The 21927-nt window shown below is 49.1% G+C and carries 18 protein-coding genes; all 18 read left to right on the forward strand.

What is annotated here, in order from left to right; genetic code table 11:
* Positions 1 to 269 precede the first annotated feature (269 nt).
* The 18 genes from S7A_RS07130 (at position 270) to S7A_RS07215 (ending at position 21906) form a co-directional block, all read left to right on the forward strand.
* Complete coding sequence (locus S7A_RS07130; RefSeq protein ID WP_009089257.1) at positions 270 to 1406, forward strand: EpsG family protein; 1137 nt, start codon at positions 270 to 272, stop codon at positions 1404 to 1406.
* A 112-nt stretch (positions 1407 to 1518) separates the two neighbouring features.
* On the forward strand, positions 1519 to 2436 hold the full coding sequence (locus tag S7A_RS07135; RefSeq protein WP_009089259.1) for a glycosyltransferase family 2 protein: 918 nt from the start codon (positions 1519 to 1521) through the stop codon (positions 2434 to 2436).
* Positions 2437 to 2505: 69 nt separating this feature from the next.
* Entirely contained in the window at positions 2506 to 3258 is a 753-nt protein-coding gene (locus S7A_RS07140) for a glycosyltransferase family 2 protein (RefSeq protein WP_009089260.1), read from the forward strand.
* Positions 3259 to 3304: 46 nt separating this feature from the next.
* Positions 3305 to 4339, forward strand: coding sequence for a glycosyltransferase (locus S7A_RS07145; RefSeq protein WP_009089262.1), 1035 nt, complete (start codon positions 3305 to 3307; stop codon positions 4337 to 4339).
* Positions 4340 to 4421: 82 nt separating this feature from the next.
* Positions 4422 to 6638 (forward strand): phage tailspike protein, encoded by a 2217-nt coding sequence (locus tag S7A_RS07150; protein WP_009089264.1) that lies wholly within the window; start codon positions 4422 to 4424, stop codon positions 6636 to 6638.
* Between the two features lie 157 nt (positions 6639 to 6795).
* Positions 6796 to 8058: a colanic acid biosynthesis pyruvyl transferase WcaK gene (wcaK, locus tag S7A_RS07155; protein ID WP_033736181.1), complete on the forward strand. Its 1263-nt coding sequence runs from the start codon at positions 6796 to 6798 to the stop codon at positions 8056 to 8058.
* A 4-nt stretch (positions 8059 to 8062) separates the two neighbouring features.
* On the forward strand, positions 8063 to 9286 hold the full coding sequence (locus tag S7A_RS07160) for a glycosyltransferase (RefSeq protein ID WP_009089267.1): 1224 nt from the start codon (positions 8063 to 8065) through the stop codon (positions 9284 to 9286).
* On the forward strand, positions 9283 to 10623 hold the full coding sequence (locus tag S7A_RS07165) for a lipopolysaccharide biosynthesis protein (RefSeq protein ID WP_009089269.1): 1341 nt from the start codon (positions 9283 to 9285) through the stop codon (positions 10621 to 10623). The genes S7A_RS07160 and S7A_RS07165 overlap by 4 nt, the downstream gene beginning before the upstream one ends.
* A 278-nt stretch (positions 10624 to 10901) precedes the next feature.
* Positions 10902 to 11804, forward strand: a complete 903-nt coding sequence (gene galF, locus S7A_RS07170; protein WP_009089271.1) for a UTP--glucose-1-phosphate uridylyltransferase GalF — start codon at positions 10902 to 10904, stop codon at positions 11802 to 11804.
* A gap of 42 nt (positions 11805 to 11846) precedes the next feature.
* Positions 11847 to 12860, forward strand: coding sequence for a UDP-glucose 4-epimerase GalE (gene galE, locus S7A_RS07175; protein ID WP_009089272.1), 1014 nt, complete (start codon positions 11847 to 11849; stop codon positions 12858 to 12860).
* A 432-nt stretch (positions 12861 to 13292) separates the two neighbouring features.
* On the forward strand, positions 13293 to 14372 hold the full coding sequence (gene rfbB, locus S7A_RS07180) for a dTDP-glucose 4,6-dehydratase (RefSeq protein WP_009089274.1): 1080 nt from the start codon (positions 13293 to 13295) through the stop codon (positions 14370 to 14372).
* A complete protein-coding gene (gene rfbD, locus S7A_RS07185) occupies positions 14372 to 15259 on the forward strand; it encodes a dTDP-4-dehydrorhamnose reductase (protein ID WP_009089277.1) in 888 nt (295 codons plus the stop codon). Before rfbB ends, rfbD begins: the two co-directional genes overlap by 1 nt.
* 44 nt (positions 15260 to 15303) lie before the next feature.
* Positions 15304 to 16185: a glucose-1-phosphate thymidylyltransferase RfbA gene (gene rfbA / locus S7A_RS07190; RefSeq protein ID WP_009089278.1), complete on the forward strand. Its 882-nt coding sequence runs from the start codon at positions 15304 to 15306 to the stop codon at positions 16183 to 16185.
* Positions 16185 to 16733, forward strand: a complete 549-nt coding sequence (gene rfbC, locus S7A_RS07195; protein ID WP_009089279.1) for a dTDP-4-dehydrorhamnose 3,5-epimerase — start codon at positions 16185 to 16187, stop codon at positions 16731 to 16733. The genes rfbA and rfbC overlap by 1 nt, the downstream gene beginning before the upstream one ends.
* 1 nt (position 16734) lies before the next feature.
* Positions 16735 to 17664, forward strand: coding sequence for a glycosyltransferase family 2 protein (locus S7A_RS07200; protein WP_033736183.1), 930 nt, complete (start codon positions 16735 to 16737; stop codon positions 17662 to 17664).
* Positions 17665 to 17699: 35 nt separating this feature from the next.
* Positions 17700 to 18533, forward strand: a complete 834-nt coding sequence (locus tag S7A_RS07205; protein WP_071987799.1) for an ABC transporter permease — start codon at positions 17700 to 17702, stop codon at positions 18531 to 18533.
* Entirely contained in the window at positions 18523 to 19896 is a 1374-nt protein-coding gene (locus S7A_RS07210) for an ABC transporter ATP-binding protein (protein WP_009089285.1), read from the forward strand. The genes S7A_RS07205 and S7A_RS07210 overlap by 11 nt, the downstream gene beginning before the upstream one ends.
* Positions 19897 to 20052: 156 nt before the next feature.
* Positions 20053 to 21906, forward strand: a complete 1854-nt coding sequence (locus S7A_RS07215; RefSeq protein WP_071987800.1) for a methyltransferase — start codon at positions 20053 to 20055, stop codon at positions 21904 to 21906.
* Positions 21907 to 21927: the final 21 nt, after the last annotated feature.

Here is a 21927-nt window from a genome sequence, read left to right on the forward strand (position 1 = left end):
TAAGCAACAGGGGGCGGTCTGACCGCCCCTTTTTATCGTCCCTTTGAATGACGACACGCATCAATTGACACAGGTTATTCTGTCCGGACCCGGAAAAGCGATAAAACGATAAATCGCATGGCGAGCGTCACTCAACAGACTTCATCTCCAGCAGGGCATCGCCCGCACGTCATTTATGATCGTGCTCTCTGGCTCGCGGAAAAGCCGGCCGGGAAGGCGAAGCAGGATGATTGCTGGCATGAGAACTTGTGGAATTAAGGAATCACACCATGGCTCCCTATTGGTATGTATCAGGCTTTTTACTACTGCTTGCGCTGTTTGAAATCGCGCTAAAAAAAGACGAACGCACAAATCATATTCTGACCTGGCTGCTCTGTGTGGCCGCCATACTGTTGATTGTTTTCGGGGGGATTCGCGGTCTTGGCACCGGCATGGATGATTTCCAGTACCGGAGTTTCTTTGAAGACTTTGTCAGACGTATCGAGATTAACGGCTTCTTTAAAACCGTCGCATTTTTCCGTTATGAACCGCTGATTTTTGCGATCGCCTGGCTGACCAGCCTGTTTTCGCACAACGCCAGCATCTTTCTGTTTGTCTTCTGTGCGATTGCCGTTTTCATTAACACTTACTTTTTCCGGAAGATGTCACCCTATCCGGTGCTGGCGCTGATGCTCTATTCGGCGCACATCTTTATCAACAAAGACATCAACCAGATTCGCTTTGGCCTGAGCTCGGCGCTGTTCCTTGGCGTCCTGTGGTCGATCTATCTCAAGCGCTACTGGTGGGCGTTTGCCTTCTTCGTGCTGTCGTTCACCAGTCACAACACCGGAATCATGGTCGTGACGCTGGTGCCGTTCCTGTTTATTCGTGACTGGCGCTGGTGGCCGGTGATCATCATCGTGGCCAGCCTGCCGCTCTCCGTCGTGGGCGGTTCCAGCTTTATTGCCCTGATTGCCGGACATCTGGGATCGCTGGGTGAGAGGGCGTCGGGCTATAACAATGACCCCTCTTATGCGATGGGTGGCAGTATCCTGGCGGTGTCGAACCTGAAAAACATCATGCTGGTGTTTGTGTTTTTCTATTTCATGCTGACCGATGAGCTGAAGCGCGAAAATTACGCCCAGTATCGTCTTAACTATCTGCTGATTTTAAGTTTTGCCATCGGCGGCGCGATCAGGATCTTCCTGTACAACTTCCCATCCGGTTCGCGTCTGTCTAACTATCTGCAGCAGGTTGAACCGATCATCCTGACCTCGCTGATTTATCAGGCCAGACGGTCATGGAAACCCGCGCTGTTTGGCATGCTGGTGTTCTTCCTGCTCTATTACCTCTACTACAACACCATTTCAACCAAGCAGGCGGTGACCGGCTATGAAGTGGCGCGGGAGTTTTGGTTGATTCACTGATTAACGGGCGGCTGGACTCTCCAGAGGCAGCCGCCTGTCAGATCCCCGGTTTTTCTTCGACGGTTGTCGACTGAACTGTTTATTTTTGAATTATTTTGATGAGGTGCTGGCCATGAAGGACATTCGTTTCTCTATCGTAATTCCGGCTTATAACGCGTCAGAATCGATTGTCACGACGCTGGATTGCGTTAAAGCTCAAACGTATCGCAATTTTGAGGTCATCATCGTTGATGATAAGTCGGCAGATGCCGCCGCGCTGGCGGACGTTGTTCGCAGCGAACGTTATCAGGAGCTGGATATCAATCTGGTGCTCTCTGAGGTGAAACTTAACGGTGCCGGTGCGCGCAACAAAGGCATTGAGCTGGCCACCGGCGACTATGTCAGCTTCCTGGACGCCGATGATGAGTGGGCCGCTGACAAACTGCAGCAGGTGAGCGAGAAAATCGCGCAGCTGGAGGGGCAGGGCAGACAGAAATTTGTCATCTTCAGTCAGGTCAATATCTATCAGGATGGATCGTTCCTGAAAGTAATGCCGATGCAGCCACCAGGCAAAAACGAAACCGTCGCCGAGTATCTGTTCGGCTGCTACGGCTTTATCCAGACCAGCACCATCGTGCTGAAGCGGGAAGACGCGGCAAAAATTCAGTTCGATACCCGCTATATCCGCCATCAGGATTATGATTTCTGCATTCGTGCCGACCGCATGGGCTATGACTTCGTGATGATTGCCGCGCCGCTGGCGAACTATCATCTGGTCACCAAATTTGGCTCGAAGCACAAAGGCGAATCGGTGAAATATTCGATGTTCTGGCTTGATACCATGAAGCCGCATCTGACCCCGCGTGATATCCACACTTACAAAGCCTTTAAGCTGCCGCTGCGCTACAAGATGGATGGCAAGTCGCTGATGGCGAGCCTGAGCTTTGCCCGCTACTTCTTCCTCACCAACAAAGATAACCGTGCCTATTTCATGAACCGGGTCAAAGACAAGGTCAGAGCACGTTTCGGTGGTGAGAAAGCGATCTCCTGACGCGCGGCGCGTCCCGCTCTGCTCCTGATATCAGGAGCCACTCTCTTTTCATTTAATTCAGGGTTGAAGATGAAGACTTCTGTTGGAACCGTTGGCATTGTGATGCCTATGTATAATGCCCGTAAGACGGTATTACGCGCCGTGCAATCGGTGATCAACCAGCACTATACCGACTGGCACCTCTATCTGGTCAACGATAAATCCACTGACGACTCGCTGGCGTTTGTGCGCGAGCACTGCCAGGACCCGCGCATCACCATTCTGGACAACGCGGTCAACATGGGCGCAGCAGAGACCCGTAACGTCGGGCTGCGTGCGGCTACGGAAGAGATCATCGCCTTCCTCGACAGTGATGATGAATGGCATGCGGATAAGCTGACTCAGCAGGTGGCCGCCATTGAGGCCGGTGATGATTTTGTCATTACCGAGTATCACTACAAAACCCGCAAGGCTGAGCACGACATCACCTACGGCAAACCTTATCTGCAGCAGGAAAATTTCGTGAAAAAGCAGTATCGCGTCTGCTTCTCTTCCGTCTGCTTCCGCCGCCCGCCTCAGGGACTCCTCTTCCAGCGCAAAGGGCACGAAGATTTCCTGTTTCTCTATGAATTGTTCACCCGCTACAAGCAGGCACGCGTAATTCAGACGATTCTGGTCAACTATTACGAGTTAGGGGATTCCCTTTCACGTAATAAGAATAAAGCGGCCCAGTGGCACCTCGAATTATTAAGAATTATCTATAAAAACAATCCTTTAAAAATCTATTACTATTACGCCTGGTATATGGTGAATGGTGTGCTGTTTACCCTTAAGCATCGTTAAGCCCGTCGGCAGGATTGTCTTTAAAATTTGAGGTGGATAGCGTTTCATGAAAAAAATTGTCCTGGTGATCAAAGATGCTTACTCCTATGCGGGCACCGAGAACATCTGTAACTTTATGTCAGAATGTCTTGGCGAAACGCATGACGTCACCATCTACTCGCTGGAAGGCAGCGGAAAAACCTTCTACCCGTTTGAGCATGTTAAAGAGATTGTCAGCTTTGAAGGGCAGAGCAACCCCATCAAAAGCGCGGTTGCCCGAATCCATGAAGAGGGTTTCGACACCGTCTTCCTGATCAGCATGGGCCGCCTGAGCGTGATGTTCGCCTTCTGGAATCTGCTGCTGATGAAGAAGAAGCGTGGCAAAGCCTACGCCTGCGAACACATCGCCATTAACTCCTTCAGCAAACCGATTAAGTTCCTCAAGTTCCTGCTGCTGCGCTACTACGACCGCGTGATTGTTCTGACCGACAAAGATCATCAGGTGTTCAGCCGCTGGCGCATTCCCAGCATGCAAATCCCCAATCCGGTGGTTTACAAAGGCTATCAGCGCCAGACCCGCTCCCGTCAGGCGCTGGCCGTCGGACGTCTGGATAACCAGAAGGGGTTTGACCTGATGCTGGATATCTGGCGTGACTTTGCCAGAAAACACCCGGACTGGACGCTGGTGATTGCCGGTGACGGTGAACTGCGTCAGCAGCTGCACGATCAGGCGGCAGTGCTGGGGATCACCGACAGCGTGAAGTTTGTCGGCAAGGTCAGCAACATCAATGACTACTATCGCGACAGCGACATGGCGCTGATGACCTCCCGCTATGAAGGATTGCCGCTGGTGCTGCTGGAAGCCAAATCCTGGTCACTGCCGGTCGTCGCCTACGACTGCCCGACCGGGCCTCAGGAGATCATCAACCACGGCGAAGATGGTTTCCTGGTGCCCATGAATGACAAAGCCACGTTTCTGGCGCGAATGGAGCAGCTGGCGACAGATGATGCGCTGCTCTATGCCATGAGCGAAAAAACGAAACAGACCGCGCTGAAATTCGACGGTAATCAGATCAAAAAAAGCTGGCTGTCATTGGTTTAACCGGAGCTGGAAACGCTCACTTGCGACGTGCCTCAGGGACACCGCCATGGCCAATGGCCTTATTGACTACGGGAATTGATGCATGAAAAGAAGAGAAGTGTTACAGACCGCCGCCTCCGCTCTGGTGGGGGCTCTCTCCGTGAGCACCTTTTCCAGCTACGCTGCTAAAAGTAACGGCATTGCCCTGAAACCGGTTGATGCCACCGCCGTGCCGAAAGGAGATGTGCCGATCCTGACGCCGGAAAATGTCTATGCGATGCCACCGCAGTTCTGGCAGAGCTTTGAGGGTAAGCTCTGGATTGGTAAAGCCGGCGTGGATGCCAGCAAGCCTGGCAACCAGATTCCGGTCTTCCTGCGTGACGCCAGCGGTAAAGTCTCCGAGATTGCTCAGCCTATCGCGCTGAACAAGGGCAACTTTGCGCAGTTTATCCAGGATAATGCTGCGCTGATTGCCGATCCTTCGCATTCGATGACGGTAGAAGATAATAACGGGCAGACCCTGTTTAACATCGCGGATGTCAGTCGCCCGGGCGCCGCTGATTTCAGTCAGCGCCTGTCACAGCCGGCGGGTTATCAGCTGATTGGCGAGATCCCGTCCGTGGCGGAGTTACGCAAGACCCGTCCGCTGTTTGAAGGGGCCAAGATCAAACTCAAAAGCTGGCACGAGGGACGGGAAGTAGGCGGCGGCGAGTTCGTCGGCAGCTTCCAGCCCGCGCAGAATGATGGCGGCGTCAACTTTGCCGGTGACGGCTTTCACTGGCGTCGTGTGGTAGACGATTTCAACCGTCTGACGCTGTTTGATTTCGGTGCCATCGCCGATGGGAAAACCGATACGGCACCCGCCATTATGGCGATGTTCCAGTGGTCGCAGCAGGCGAACCAGCAGATCTGCGTTCAGTTCCCGGCCGGGACCTTTATGGTCTCCGCCTGCAACCTGGGCGACAAGTATCTCAACTTCTTCCGCATGTCCGGTGCGATGGTCAACTTTGGTTACTTCCCGGCGACTACCCTCGTTTCCGATGGTAAGTCAGAGTTCGTCTTCCAGATGAATGCCCGCCGGGTTGAGCTTTCCAACCTGATCTTCAACGGCAACAGCGATAAGAGTCCGAACCAGCAGGGCTTTTTCCATAACATCTGTCCGGGCGGACAATATTTCCGGGGTGCCTGCCTGCGCTTTAACGCCGTCGGCGGTACCGCGATCAGCCTGCAGGATACCCTCGATTGTAAAATCGACCAGTGGTACGCCTCCCGCTGCAGCGGCGACGTCATCAAATCGGGCTGGTCAGGACAGAAGCAGGGCAAATGGGACCACAGCACCGCTATCGAGCTGTCGAACTTCAACGCGCAGTATTGCCGTGGGGGCAAAGTCCTCAACCTGCCGCGCTGCGGTCAGTCGATTATCCACAACGGCTGGATTGAGCACTGTGACAACCCGGGCGATCTCTCCAACGGCCAGTGGATCGTTGATGCGCTGAGCCTGGAGGATTGTAAGAACCCGCTGATCGCCCACAACACGCGTCTCAATATGCGCCAGACCAGCCTGCAGTCGGGCAGCTGGATCGATAACTCGATGCAGGGCGATCGTCTGCTCAGCATCTGGGAGATGGGGTCGACCCGCGTTGAATCTTACGGCGTCGCGCTGGATGGCAGCCTGAAATACAACTACATCACCTCGCGCTGGCGTCTGGAGAACAACACCAACCAGGAGACCTGGTTTGATCTCGGCAGCCTCTACTCACCCACGGTGGGCGACTCCTGGGAGATCGAAATCTTTGGTCAGGCGCAGTTCAGCAACGGCAGCGGCGACAAGCCCCTGATGAACCTGATCAGCGACAAAACCACCGGTGGCCGGGCCGTGATCCACGTGCAGCGTAAGAAAGACCTCTCTGAAGCGAGCTGGTCAGCCGAAGGCAGCAGCCCGGTCCTCGATGTGCGCTATGTCGCTGAACATGACACCGACGTTCGCCTCTTCGTCAAACTGGCGGGCTGGACGCCGTCGGCCGCCGTGCTGGTGAAAACCACCGGCAAGGATCGCTTTGTTACCGGTCGCTGCGCGCGCGTTAACGCGCGGATGGAGCCAGGCAATCCGCCGGCGGGCGATAAGACCAAACGCGCGCCGCAGCGCTTCAGTCTGCACAACGGCAAAGCGGGTGTCGGGGCCAACGAGCAGGGCGACCTGCTGATGGCATCGCGTCCGCTCTCTGCCGACCAGGTCGATACCAGCAAGCCGGAAGGCTTTGTTTCCGTGGTCATCAACGGGAAACAGGTTGCCCTGCCTTACTTTGCCATTAAGTCATAACCCTTGCATGACGGCCGCCACAACGGAGGCGGCCGGTTTTAACAGGAGCGGTACCTTTGGGTGCGTTATCCCGTAAGCATTATTTTGAACAGAGCTCATTTTGCCCATGACGGATCCGGGCGGCTTACAGAATTAAAAAAATTTATTCGGAGTTGTTATGAAAATTTTATTGGTGGGTAACCATACGTGTGGGAATCGTGGGGATGGCGCGATTCTTCGTGGACTGATTGATTCAATGAAGTCTGCACGCAGTGATTTAGACATTGATGTGATTAGCCGTTATCCAACCAGCTCCGGTTATCTGCTCCAGCAGGATATTCAGCAGGATGCGCTGTTTCTGCATAACAGCAAGTCAGGCAAAGGTCTGGTCGGTTCGTTTAAGCGTAAAGTCGCGAACCGTCTGATGCCCGACATCATGATGGCGCACCTGGGCAAGGGCGGCGTCTTTAAGTCGTTTGCCGTGCCACCGCACCTCAAAGCCTTTACCGAAAGCCTGGCGAAATATGACGCCATTATTCAGGTTGGCGGGTCATTCTTCGTCGATCTCTATGGCGTCACCCAGTTTGACCACGCGCTCTGTGCGCTGATGGCGAAAAAGCCTATTTACCTGATTGGTCACTCGGTGGGTCCGTTCCAGAACCCGCGCGTCAATGCGCTGGCGAACTTTGTTTTTGACCGCGTTAACAGCCTGGTTCTGCGTGAGTCAGTCAGCCTCGATCTGATGAAACGTGATGGCGTGACCAGCTCGAAAGTCGCAGCCGGCGTCGACACCGCTTTCCTGGTGCGCGCGCGGGAAGTGGAAAATCCGAGCCATAACCTGCTTCACTGGCAGGGGATTATCAGCAGCCGTAAAACCATCGCCATCACCGTGCGCGAACTGGCTCCGTTTGATAAACGTCTGGGCGTCACACAGAAAGAGTATGAAGCAGCCTTTGGTCGGGTGATCAATGCGATGATCGCAGAAGGCTACCAGGTCGTGGCGTTCTCCACCTGTACCGGCATCGACAGCTATGCCAAAGATGACCGCATGGTGGCGCTGACCCTGCGCGATCACGTGGAGCAGCCTGAGCATTACCATGTCATCATGGATGAGTTTAATGACCTGGAGCTGGGCATCCTGCTGAGCCACTGCCATCTGACCATTGGTACCCGCCTGCACTCGGCGATTATCTCCATGAATTTTGGCACCCCGGCCGTGGCGATCAACTATGAGCACAAGTCGATGGGTGTGATGAACCAGCTGGGTCTGCCGCAGATGGCAACCGATGTGAAAAGCCTGATGGATGGCTCGCTGATCGACAAGGTGAAGAGTGTGCTTGCCGACTACGACAACATTAAGCTGAAGGTCAATACGGCCGTTGCGAATGAAAGGGAAATTGGCAACCGGATCACTGAAGAGATTCTCAAAGTATTAGGGTAATGTGATGAAACTGACTTTTTTCACCATGCGTTTCCCGGTTGCCTCTGAGACATTCGTTCTGAATCAGGTAACCCATTTTATTGATGCCGGTTACGAGGTGGAGATTATTTCAGTCTTTCCCGGCGATTTAGTGAACCGGCACGCCGCGTTTGATGAGTATGGTCTGGCGGCGAAGACGCATTATCTGCTGCCGGAAGAGAAGATTTCGATTGTCGATAAGCTCAACCAGCGCATCAGGCTGGTGCTGCCAAACGTGACCAAACCGTCGCTGCTGCGTTCGCTGAACATGCGTCGTTATGGCGCGCAGTCCAGCAAGCTGCTGCTGCCGTCGATCGTGGCCAACGCGAAGCAGACGTTCACCGCGGATGTTTTCCTGGTGCATTTCGGCTATGCCGGTGCGCTGGCGAATAAGCTGCGTGAGCTTGGCGTACTGAAGGGCAAGCAGGCGACCGTGTTCCACGGTGCCGATATTTCCCGTCGTCACATTCTGGAAGAGCACAAGCTCGACTACGTCAACCTGTTCCGCCAGAGCGAACTGATGCTGCCAATCAGCCACCTGTGGGAAAACAAGCTGATTGAGATGGGCTGCCCGCCGGAAAAAATTCATGTGACACGCATGGGGATTGAGCCAGAGAAGTTTAATTTCCAGCCGCGTCAGGCATTTCACAAGCCGCTGCGTATCGTCTCGGTGGCGCGTCTGACCGAGAAGAAAGGACTGGATGTGGCGGTGAAAGCCAGCGCCATCCTGAAGCAGCGTGGCGGTCAGTTCCAGTACACCATCATCGGCAATGGCGATCAGGATGAGATGATGCGTGATTTCATCGCCCGCGAGGGGATGGAAGATTGCGTCAGTATGCCGGGCTTCAAACCGCAGGAGGAGATCCGTCGCGCACTGAGCGAAGCGGACATCTTCCTGCTGCCCTCCAAAACTGCCGCCGATGGCGACATGGAAGGGATTCCGGTTGCGCTGATGGAGGCGATGGCGGTCGGCCTGCCGGTGGTCTCCACCTTCCACAGCGGTATTCCCGAACTGATTGAGAACAACGTCTCCGGCTGGCTGGTGGAAGAGGACGATCCCGAGGCGCTGGCAGAGACGCTGCTTAAGCTCTCTGAGGGCGAAGTGGATGTGGCCCCGGTGGTCGCTGCTGCGCGGCATAAAGTTGAGACGGAGTTCAATCAGCATATCGCCTATGGCGAACTGGCACAGATTCTGGAGCGACTGGTGTGAGTGGATTTAAGTCACAGGCGATTTGGCTGTTTGGCAGCACCTGCTTTTCTGCGGTGCTGCAGGTTGCACAGCTGAGCTTTCTCGCCCGCAAACTGGAAACCCACGAGCTGGGACTGCTGGCCATCATCAACGCCATTCTGGCGGTGGCGGGTGTCCTGCAGGATATGGGGATGAGCAGTTATCTGGTGCATCGCCAGAACATCACCCGCCGTGAGCAGAGCACCATCTACTGGGTTAACGTATCACTCAGTCTCTGCACCGGCCTGATCATGCTGCTGATCGCTTTCCCGGTGGCCTGGTTCTATCACCTGCCGGAGCTGACGGGGCTGATCATGCTGACCAGTCTCAACTTCCTCGTGCTGGGACATCTGTCGCAGTATCAGGCGCACTACATCAAGACCAAGCGGATGGTGTCGCTGGCGAAGATTGAGATGGGCACCAAGCTGTTTGCCTTCCTCTGTGTGGTGGCAATGCTGGAGTTCACCTCACTGACCGTAGCGGCAGCGATTCTCGGCCTGTTCATCAATGCCTTTACCCGTATCCTCTGCATGATTGCATTGGGTGAGAAGTCATGGCGCCCGACCTGGGAGTTCGACAAAGCGACCTTCTTCGGGGCGATTCGCTACGGCAGCTACCAGCTTGGCTCCCAGACCATTAATCAGCTGCGCACCCAGGCGGATGCGCTGGTGGTCGGTAAGGTGATGGGCGCAGAGATGCTGGGTGTCTACTCGCTGGCGAAAGAGCTGGTGCTGCAACCGCTGAAACTGGTGACGCCGGTCATCAACCGTCTGGCGCTGCCGCGCTTTGCTGAGAAACAGCACGATGCCGAGCAGCTGAAAAAGCTGTTCCTCAAGGGCACGCTGGGGATCATGCTGTTCAGCAGCGCGATGTATCTGGTCATTGGCATCTTCTCACCAGTTATCGTTCGTATACTCTATGGCGCGTCACACGAGCAGGTTTACCACCTGATCCCGCTGATGCTGCTGTTCGGTATGCTGCGGCCGATGGGGGGACTGACCGGTGCCATTTCGCAGGCTAACGGACGCACCAACGTCGAGTTCTACTGGAACATCGTGGCGAGTATCGTGGTGCTGGGTGTGCTGGCGACCACCTTTATCTGGCCAAACGTGCTCTATGTGGCGCTGACGCTCTCCATCTCGCAGATCCTGATCTCGGCGCTGGCCCACCCGTTCTTTATCAAGCCGGTGATTGGCATTCGCTTTATGCCCTATGCCCGGCAGTGGGTGGCGGTGTCGGTGGTCTTTGTCGGCCTGATGGTGCTGGTGAACCACTTCAATCTGTTCATCATGCCGGAGTGGTTTGAAGGCTGGCTGTAATCATCTCACAGCGATATTAACGGGTGACCTCAGGGTCGCCCGTTTTCATTTATGGCTGGTCTCAGCCATGCAACGAACAGTGCTGCAGATCACAGTAGCAATATGCGATTACTGATTGTCTTTACTCAGTTTATGGTATCGCGTGCAATGGGCAAAATGCCGAATTTCTAAGTTATGACAGAGAGTTACTGTCCGCTTTTCAGATAAAGATTATACTTGCTCTTCCGGCCGATCCTGCATAATCGACCCACATCTTCATTTTATTAAACGGAATAAATATGACCAAGCTTAAAGCAGTAATCCCGGTTGCGGGCCTCGGTATGCATATGCTCCCTGCGACTAAAGCCATTCCGAAAGAGATGCTGCCTGTCGTCGACAAACCGATGATCCAGTACATCGTTGACGAATGTGTTGCCGCAGGTATTAAAGAGATCGTGCTGGTCACGCATGCATCGAAAAATGCGGTCGAGAACCACTTCGATACCACTTATGAACTGGAAGCGCTGCTGGAAGCGCGTGTGAAGCGTCAGCTGTTGAGCGAAGTGCAGTCTATCTGCCCGCCAGGCGTAACTATCATGAACGTGCGCCAGGCACAGCCGCTGGGTCTGGGCCACTCGATTCTCTGCGCCCGTCCGATGATCGGTGATAATCCGTTTGTCGTGGTGCTGCCGGATGTGCTGCTGGACGATTCCACTGCTGACCACCTGCGTTATAATCTCGCCGCGATGGTTGCCCGCTTTGAAGAGACCGGCCACAGTCAGGTTCTGGCACAGCATATGCCTGCCTCCGACCTCTCTGAGTACTCGGTGATCACCACTGAAGAGCCGATCAACAACCCAGGCGATATCAGCCGTATCACCAACTTTGTTGAGAAGCCAGAGCATCCGGCTGAGCTGAACTCTGACCTGGCTGCGGTAGGGCGCTATGTGCTCTCTGCGGACATCTGGGCTGAACTGGAGCGCACTGAACCGGGCGCCTGGGGCCGTATCCAGCTGACCGATGCGATCGCCAGCCTGAGCAAAAACAAACCTGTTGATGTTTCACTGCTGACCGGCCACAGCTTCGACTGCGGTCGTAAACTGGGTTACATGCAGGCGTTCGTCTCTTACGGACTGCGTAATAACGCCCAGGGCCGCGATTTCCGCGAAGCGATTCAGAACATCCTGGCAAAACAACAGTAATTACTTTGCCGCGCACTGCGCGGCAGCTTACAAGGAGTGCACATGGCTATTTTGGTAACGGGCGGGGCAGGCTATATCGGTTCCCATACCGTACTGGCGCTGCTGCAGCGCGGTGATGATGTGGTGGTGCTGGATAACCTCTGCAATGCCTCACGCGAAGCGATCAACCGCGTTGAAAAGCTGGCGGGGAAGAAAGCGACCTTCGTCGAAGGCGACATCCGTGACCGCGCCTGCCTGCGCGACCTGTTTGCCTCAAACAGCATTTCCGCCGTCATCCACTTCGCCGCGCTGAAAGCGGTCGGAGAGTCGACGCGTATGCCCCTGGAGTACTACGAGAACAACGTTGCGGGTACGGTAGTGCTGCTGGAAGAGATGCGTAACGCCGGCGTGTGGAACTTCATCTTCAGTTCGTCTGCCACCGTTTATGGCGCGGATGCACCGGTTCCCTATGTGGAAACGACCCCGATTGGCGGCACCACCAGTCCTTACGGCACTTCTAAGCTGATGATCGAGTTCGTCATGCGCGACTTTGCTAAGGCAGAGCCGAAGTTTAAGGCGATTGCGCTGCGCTACTTCAACCCGGTTGGCGCGCATGAGTCAGGCGAAATCGGCGAAGACCCGACCGGGATCCCGAATAACCTGCTGCCCTACATCGCACAGGTCGCGATTGGTCGTCTGGAGAAGCTGGGTGTGTTTGGCGGTGACTACGATACGCCAGACGGCACCTGCCTGCGTGACTACATCCATGTGGTCGACCTGGCTGAAGGACACCTGAAAGCGCTGGACCATCTGAGCAAAGTTGAAGGTTACACCGCCTTTAACCTCGGCGGCGGCAAAGGGTTCTCGGTTCTTGAGATGATCAAGGCGTTTGAGCAGGCCTCCGGCAAAGCGATTCCATTTGAAATCAAACCGCGTCGTGACGGCGACCTGCCTGCCTTCTGGGCGGATGCGTCCCTGGCGAACCGTGAGCTCGACTGGCGCGTGACGCGCGGCATCGATGAGATGATGCGCGATACGTGGAACTGGCAGAGTAAGAACCCGGATGGGTTCCGGTAGTTGAAAAAAGGCGAACTGAGGTTCGCCTTTTTTAATGTTTACATTGAAATATCTTATCGACCCTTTCTCACTATTCTGATTGTCTCGTTCTGGCACATCAGTAACCATCCCCTGCGTCAGTTAAGCGCTCATAAGTTGAACTAACACCTGTTAAACAAACGCATTTTATTCGTAATACCTATACCTGAGTGATAGAATTTGCGATTGTTGAATGATAAACCCACTTAAACAGTTTCATTAATAAAGTGATATCAATCAATGAAATGCTGATAGTGAAGCGAGTGCTCAGTATCAGCATAATCATTCGTCTGAAGACAATCAGCATTGTGGGAGCTGTAACCCAGGGGCGGTAGCGTGCTCTGGACGCATATGATTGTCTGCATTTTATACAGGCACCCATGCCTCAGATAGCTTGTCAGGAATAAACACGTTATGAAGATACTTATCACTGGTGGTGCAGGTTTTATCGGTTCGGCAGTTGTCCGTCATGTTATTAACAATACGAATGATGAAGTTATAAACGTTGATAAACTGACTTATGCAGGCAACCTGGAGTCCTTAAAAGACGTCAGCGACAGCTCCCGCTACACGTTCAGACAGGTTGATATCTGTGATGGACAGGCTGTCACTGACGTACTGAATGAATTTCAGCCAGATGCGATTATGCATCTGGCCGCGGAAAGCCATGTCGACCGTTCAATCACTGGTCCGGCAGAGTTTGTTCAAACTAACGTGGTAGGCACCTATGCTCTGTTAGAGGCGGCACGTCATTACTGGAGTGCTTTACCTGAAGCACGAAAAAATGCCTTCCGTTTTCACCATATCTCGACGGATGAAGTTTATGGTGATCTGCCGCATCCGGATGAAATGGATGGCGAGCTGCCATTGTTTACCGAAGAGACGCCTTACGCGCCGAGCAGCCCTTACTCCTCGACTAAAGCTGCCAGCGATCATCTGGTTCGCGCATGGGGCCGCACCTACAAGTTGCCGGTGATTGTCACTAATTGCTCAAACAACTATGGTCCTTATCACTTCCCGGAAAAACTGATCCCACTGATCATCAGCAATGCGCTTGAAGGCAAACCACTGCCAATCTACGGTAAAGGCGATCAGATCCGTGACTGGCTCTATGTTGAAGATCACGCGCGCGCACTCTATACCGTGGTGAAAAATGCAAAAACCGGAACTACTTACAACATCGGTGGCCATAACGAAAAGAAAAACATTGATGTAGTGCTGAAGGTCTGCGAATTGCTGGATCAACTGCGTCCAAAAGCGACCCCGTACAGTGATCAAATCACCTACGTTCAGGATCGTCCGGGACACGATCGTCGTTACGCAATCGATGCTGCTAAGATTGAAAAAGATCTGGGCTGGAAACCGGAAGAGACCTTTGAAACAGGTCTGAAGAAAACTGTCGAATGGTACCTTAACAATTCACAATGGGTTGAGCATGTGAAGAGTGGTGCCTATCAGAACTGGATCGAACAAAACTACGAGAAACGTAGCTAATGGATATTCTGCTTTTTGGTAAGAACGGTCAGGTTGGCTGGGAGTTACAGCGTGCGCTTGCGCCGCTAGGCAACCTCATCGTGGTTGATCGGCACTCCCGTAACTACTGTGGCGACTTCGAAAATCCCGAAGGCGTAGCTGACACGGTGCGGAAGATTAAACCCGCTGTGATCGTTAATGCGACTGCCTATACTGCGGTGGATAAAGCGGAATCAGAACAGGATAAGGCTCGGCTGGTCAACGCAACCTCAATCAGGGCAATCGCAGAGGCCGCCGAAGAAACTGGCGCGTGGTTGATTCATTACTCAACCGACTATGTGTTTGATGGATCAGGTGAGAAACCCTGGCGTGAAGACGATGCAACAGCTCCGCTGAATGTCTATGGTCAGACCAAGCTGGAAGGGGAGCAGGCCATCGTCAGTAACATGACGAAATACCTCATCTTCCGCACCAGCTGGGTGTATGCCGCAAAAGGAAATAACTTCGCCAAAACTATGCTTAAGCTGGCAAAAGATCGCGATGCATTGTCTGTGATTAACGATCAGTATGGCGCGCCAACAGGGGCAGAACTTATTGCTGATAGTACTGCTCACGCCATCAGAGTGGCGCTGGGTAACAGTGGCGTTGCTGGCATTTACCATCTTATTGCAGCAGGTGAGACCACCTGGCATGCCTATGCCACTAAAGTGATTGAGTTTGCGAAAGCACAGGGTGTTGAGCTTCAGGTTCAGACAATTAATGCGGTGCCTACCAGTGCATTCCCGACACCGGCTAAACGCCCGGCTAACTCAAGACTTAGCACAGAGAAGTTCCAGCAGGCCTTTGGTCTGACACTGCCCGACTGGACTGTGGGCGTCGAACGTATGTTGCTTGAAACTCTTATTTAATAGCAGCAGGCCGCATAAGCGGCCTGTCCAATTAAGGTGATATTGTGAAAAAGAATAAAGGTATTATTCTCGCTGGTGGCTCAGGAACACGCCTCTACCCGGTAACGATGGCAGTCAGCAAGCAATTGCTTCCGGTCTATGATAAGCCAATGATTTATTATCCACTCAGCACATTAATGCTGGCTGGCATCAATGACATTCTGATTATCAGTACCCCGCAGGACACGCCGCGCTTTGAAAGCCTGTTAGGTGATGGTTCCCAATGGGGCATTTCAATTCAGTATAAAGTACAACCAAGCCCGGATGGACTAGCTCAGGCATTTATCATTGGTGAAGAGTTCATTGGTGACGACTCAGTCGCGCTCATCCTTGGCGACAATATTTTCTATGGTCACGACCTCTACAAGCAACTTGAAGCCGCATCTACTAAAGAAGATGGAGCTACTGTTTTTGCGTATCATGTTACCGATCCTGAGCGCTATGGTGTTGTCGAGTTTGACAGCGAAGGTAAAGCGATTTCACTGGTAGAAAAACCTGAGCATCCCCGCAGCAACTATGCGGTCACCGGTCTTTATTTTTATGATAACAGCGTAGTGGAAATGGCAAAAAACCTTGCGCCATCCCCGCGTGGTGAACTTGAGATCACCGACATCAACCGTATCTATATGGAACAAGGCAAGCTTTCTGTCTCGATTATGGGACGTGGTCATGCATGGCTGGATACCGGAACGCATCAGAGCCTGATGGAAGCCAATAACTTCATTCAGACTATTGAATCACGACAGGGCTTAAAAGTTGCCTGCCCGGAAGAAATCGCATTCAGAATGGGTTTCATTAATAAAGAGCAATTACAGGAACTCGCTAAGCCTTATCTTAAAAACGAATATGGCAAATATCTGATGGCTCTGGTTGAAGGACGTTTATAATGAATATTGTTGATACTAAAATTCCTGATGTAAAAATCATTGAGCCAAAAGTGTTTGGTGATGAGCGTGGTTTTTTCCTGGAAAGCTTCAATCAGTCAATTTTTGATAAGGCCGTTGGTCGGCATGTCGACTTTGTTCAGGACAATCACTCAATGTCCAAAAAAGGCGTGTTGAGAGGCCTGCATTACCAACTAGGCCCTAATGCACAGGGTAAACTTGTGCGCTGCGTTGAAGGTGAAGTATTTGATGTAGCTGTAGATATCAGGCGTTCATCAGAAACATTTGGACAATGGGTTGGCATACATTTAAGTGCTGAAAACCACCGCCAGCTCTGGATTCCAGAAGGCTTTGCTCACGGTTTCATCACACTTACGGATCGTGTGCAGTTTGTTTACAAAACCACAAATTATTATGCGCCACAGTCAGAAAGAAGCATTTTGTGGAATGATCCGCAGATAAATATTGAATGGCCTGAAGTTGAAGAAATGACTTTGTCTGGCAAAGATAAAGATGGCGTATTGCTTAATAACGCAGAAACTTTTGATTGAGATGGATAAAAAATCAAGTATCGCAGTTCTATTATGTTCCTACAATGGAAGTGAATATATACGGCAACAGATTGATTCGATAATTAATCAGTCTGAACCGAATTGGACAGTGTTTGTCTCAGATGACGGATCAACTGATGGGACTCTTGATATATTGCAGTCTTATAGAGACAAGTTGGGCAGTAAGCGTTTTATAATCATTAATGGTCCAGGCAAAGGATTTGCCTGGAACTTTTTATCATTGCTTGAAAAGTGTGGGGATCATTTCGACTATTACGCCTTCAGTGATCAAGATGATGAATGGATGCCCAATAAACTAACAAAGAGCGTATCCGTTCTATCAAATTATGATTGCGATGCTCCGTCTGTATACTGTGGACGAACATCACTGGTCGATGAAAATGGACTCTCCCTGGGAGAGTCACCACTATTTAGTAAGCCTGCATCATTCAAAAACGCCCTTATCCAAAGTATAGCTGGAGGCAATACGATGGTATTGAATCGAGCAGCCAGGAATGTTATTAACAAAACATCCAAAGACGTGAGGATTATATCTCATGATTGGTGGATATACATAGTCATCACAGCAGTTGGTGGTAATATTTATTACGATCCAAAACCTACAATAAGTTATCGACAACATACAAATAATATTGTTGGCTCTAATTTAGGTTGGATTGCCAGATTTCAACGCATTTCGGGTCTTCTGGATGGGCATTTTAAAGAATGGATCGATTCAAATATCTACGCTTTAAATAAAACTGACATCAATATTACCGCTGATAATAAGCACTATCTTGAGATGTTTAATGATGTCAGGAATAGCAATTTATTTAAAAGACTGTATGTATTCAGGAAGTTAGGAATGTATCGTCAAACAATTTTAGGCACTTTAGGTCTATATGTTGCTGTTTTCCTGAAAAAATTGTAATCGATAGACAAATTGATTCGTAAAAAGGTGAAATTTTGCAGCAAATTACTAAATATGATACGTCACTATGGTCATTATGCAAAAATACATATAGTAATAGAAATATTATTTTCGAAATGACCAAGCGTGATGTAATTAGTCGTTATAAAGGCTCGGTGATGGGCATATTTTGGTCATTCATAAATCCTGTTTTTATGTTGGCTGTATATACACTTGTTTTTTCTGAAGTCTTTAATGCTCGCTGGGGGAATGCTGCGGCAAATGAGTCTAAGGCACAATTTGCTATTATTCTTTTCGCTGGTTTAATTGTACACGGTATATTTGGTGAAGTGCTTACTAAGTCACCTACACTGATACTTAATAATGCCAACTATGTCAAAAAAGTAGTTTTCCCGCTTGATTCGTTTCCGGTAATAGCATTGCTATCCTCTTGCTTTCAGGCTTTAATAAACATATTTGTGCTGTTGCTGGCATTTCTGTTTGCCAATGGTTTTATACACTGGACGGTAGTATTACTTCCCATTGTTTTTATCCCTGTATTAATTTTAGTATTGGCACTGAGTTTTTTGATTTCTTCACTGGGCGTTTTTATTAGAGATTTAGGGCAGTTCATAACGTTACTAATAACGGTGATACTTTTTCTATCACCTGTATTTTATCCGCTTTCTTCTGTGCCTCAGAATTATCAAGTCATTATCTTGTCTAATCCATTAACATTCATAATAGAACAAACGCGAGAAGTTGTTATTTGGGGTAGGCTTCCTGATTTCAATGGGCTGCTAATATACGCTTTTATTTCAACAATAACATTATGGCTTAGCTACTTCTGGTTTCAGAAAACACGTAAAGGATTTGCTGATGTTATCTAAAGATAATGCATTAGAAATAATCGATGTTAGCAAATGCTATCAAGTATTCGATAGTCCTGTCAGAAGACTCAAGCAGTTTATTGTGCCTAATATTGAACGCAGGCTTGGTAAAGTTCCCCGGGTGTATCATGAAGAGTTTTGGGCATTACAGGATATAAGCTTTAATTTACCGAAGGGCGAGACGCTTGGTGTTGTCGGTCGGAATGGTTCAGGTAAATCGACATTACTTCAAATTATTGCAGGTACATTATCCCCCACGCAAGGGACTGTAAATATACAGGGTCGTGTTGCAGCACTGCTTGAATTAGGTGCTGGCTTTAATGGTGACTTTACCGGGCGTGAAAATGTCTATCTGAATGGAGCACTTCTCGGTCTGACCAAAGAAGAAATTGATAGCAAATTGGATGATATTTTATCTTTTGCCGATATTGGTCATTTTATTAATACACCAGTCAAAACCTATTCAAGCGGAATGATGGTCCGCCTGGCATTTGCTGTACAGGCCCAAATCGATCCTGAAGTATTGATTGTTGATGAGGCATTAGCCGTTGGAGATGCTAAGTTTCAGGCAAAGTGTTTCGCCAGACTTAAGCAGCTCAAGAATAATGGCACATCTATCCTTTTTGTTTCACATGCGACTGAACAAATTATTACTCACTGCGATAAAGCTATCTTACTTAATGATGGATCGATTGTAGACAATGGTGCTCCAAAGGATATTGTTAATCAGTACTTGGATCTCTTATTTGGTAAGTCATCGTCAGCTAACACAAAGCGAATTAAAGAGGACATTCACCTTAAATCAGCCAGCAAGATTGAGAAAGATCAGACTGAAAGATTTAATGAAACACAGGAGGTTGAGCCTTTAGTTATTTTAAAAGAACATGGATTTGAAACTCGTAATAATTACAATTCTAATGAGTTTCGCTGGGGTGACAGAGCTGCTGAAATTTTGGACTTCTCGCTGGTACAAGGCAAGAATGTATATCCATTTAGCGTGTCTGGCAATAATAACTTAAAATTTAAGTTTCTTGTTGAATTCAAGTTGACGATTTTCAGGCCTATTTTTGGTTTTGCAGTTAAAACTAAAGATGGGGTAACAATTTATAATACAAATACAAATATATTAGAAGCTCCTTTTATCGAAGTTGGAGAAGAAGGAAAGTCATATACAGTTAATATTGAATTACCAATGCGTCTTTTTCAGGGGGATTATTTTATTTCAATAGGTCTAGCCAGCTATAATACATCAGGAGAGGTGGTTCCGCACGATCGCCGATATGATTCAATTCATATTACAGTAGAACCAACCACAGATTTCTTAGGTCTGGTAAATTTAGAGGCTTCGATTAATTGTGAATAAAGAAAAACTTGCAACGGTATTATCATCAACTGGATTTTTTTTGATACTGAGCTCAATATCTGGACTGAAAAAGACCAGCAAGAATTCAATTATAATGATGGCGATTATCACGAAAACTATATTTTAGATGTTGTTACAAAAGCTCAGGATTGTTCTGTGCTTTCTCAAGAACTTGCTGGTTATATTAAAGACTGGCCTTCACAATATCATTTGACATCCAAAAGGTCTAACTTGCTCAGGCCTTTTGGGAAAAGCTTTAAGGGTAAACGTGTACTTGAGATCGGATGTGGTTGTGGTGCAATAACGCGCTTTATAGCTGAAGCTGGTGCTGAAGTTATTGCCATTGAAGGCAGTAAAAGAAGAGCATCAATAACACGTAATCGCTGCAAAGACTTATCAAATGTTTCTGTAATAAATTGTTCCAGCGAGAAAATTCCAGACATTGGCGATTTTGATTACGTTTTACTGATTGGTGTTCTTGAATATGCTCAATGTTTCCTGGGTAATGAGGGTCAATTATCACTTTTATCCTTCTGCAAGAAGAGATTGAAATATGATGGTTCATTATTTGTAGCGATTGAAAACCAGCTCGGCATGAAATACTTATCCGGAGCCAAGGAAGATCATTTGGGTATACCTATGGTAGGTATCAACAATGCCTATCATGCCAATGGCGTACGGACTTTTGGTAGGGTCGAATTGATCCAAATGATGAAAAATGTAGGATTCAGCAATGTTGAGGAGTTTTTGCCTTTCCCTGACTATAAGCTTCCTACTTTGGTTATAACTCCTTATGGCCATCAAAAGCGAAGTTCAGTAATTTACCCTTTAGTAAGTGAAGTACATCATAAGGATGCTCAGGCACCTGATTCTTATACATTCTCATTAGAAGAATCAACGAAAATAATCTGGAATAATAAGCTTTCTTCAGATTTGTCAAATTCATTTTTAATGATAGCCTCAGTGTCAGATATAAGTCACGAAAGTGATAATACATTAGCTTGGTATTATTCTGATGCCAGGATTAATGATAGTCAGAAGAAAATAAAGTTTTTTGAGGTTAATGGTAATTATAAGATTGAAAGTTACAAAATCTCAGGAGAGTTCATCAGTGACGAGCCTTTTTATCAAGGTGAAAGCTTGTGGCTGAGTCTGGTTAGTATTATAAATAAACATGGCTGGCAATTAAATAGTGTTATTGAATGGGCGAGACTTTGGATTAGTAAAGCACTCGTCACTGGAAACGATACAGATTCCTGGACATGGAACACTGAGCTTCCGCCAGAATACCTTGATGCAACTCCGTTTAACATTATTAAAACTGAGCAAGGCTATAAGATTTTCGATTTGGAACTAAGCTCTGATAAGCCATTAATGCTTTCCTATCTGGTTTTCAGAGGCGTATTCAACTCTCTTTTACGTGTAACGTCCATCGCTCCTACAAAAGAGCTATCAGATTTTAATGTATTTACCACTACTAAAATTATAGTAACAGAAATCTTCCCGGAACTGACTGAAGAGCATTTTAACGACTACCTAAAAGAAGAGGTTGCTCTGGTTTCGCAAGTTGTAAATGTTGACAATAATGATCTTTTCGAACGCTATAAAAATTCGTTTTTCGTTGTTCGTGACTTCTTAAATGATTATAAAAGTGAACTTGCCAGAGTTTATCATACTAATCAGGAACTCTCGTCAACTGTGACCAATGTTGAAAATCAAATTAAGGATGTTGAAAAGCAGCTTAAGGAGAAAGGTGAGGAGATATTTGGTAAAAATACTTTATTAGATATCAAAGCGAAAGAGTTGATCGATGTGCAAGAATCCTGTTCGAGGTTGCAGGAGCAAATCGACAACCTTCTTAGCGTTGCCGCTGAACAAAAATCCAGAGAAGAAAAACTTACGGAAGAGGTTAAAGTAAAAACGGATAAATTACAGAAAATCACTTCATCAAGAGCATGGAAATTAGCTTCATTTTTTAGTCGGTCTGCTAAGTCGCTCAATAAATATTAAACTGGCAATCTGAAATCAGAT

The sequence above is a fragment of the Pantoea sp. Sc1 genome (genome assembly GCF_000255315.1).
Lineage (GTDB): Bacteria > Pseudomonadota > Gammaproteobacteria > Enterobacterales > Enterobacteriaceae > Pantoea > Pantoea anthophila.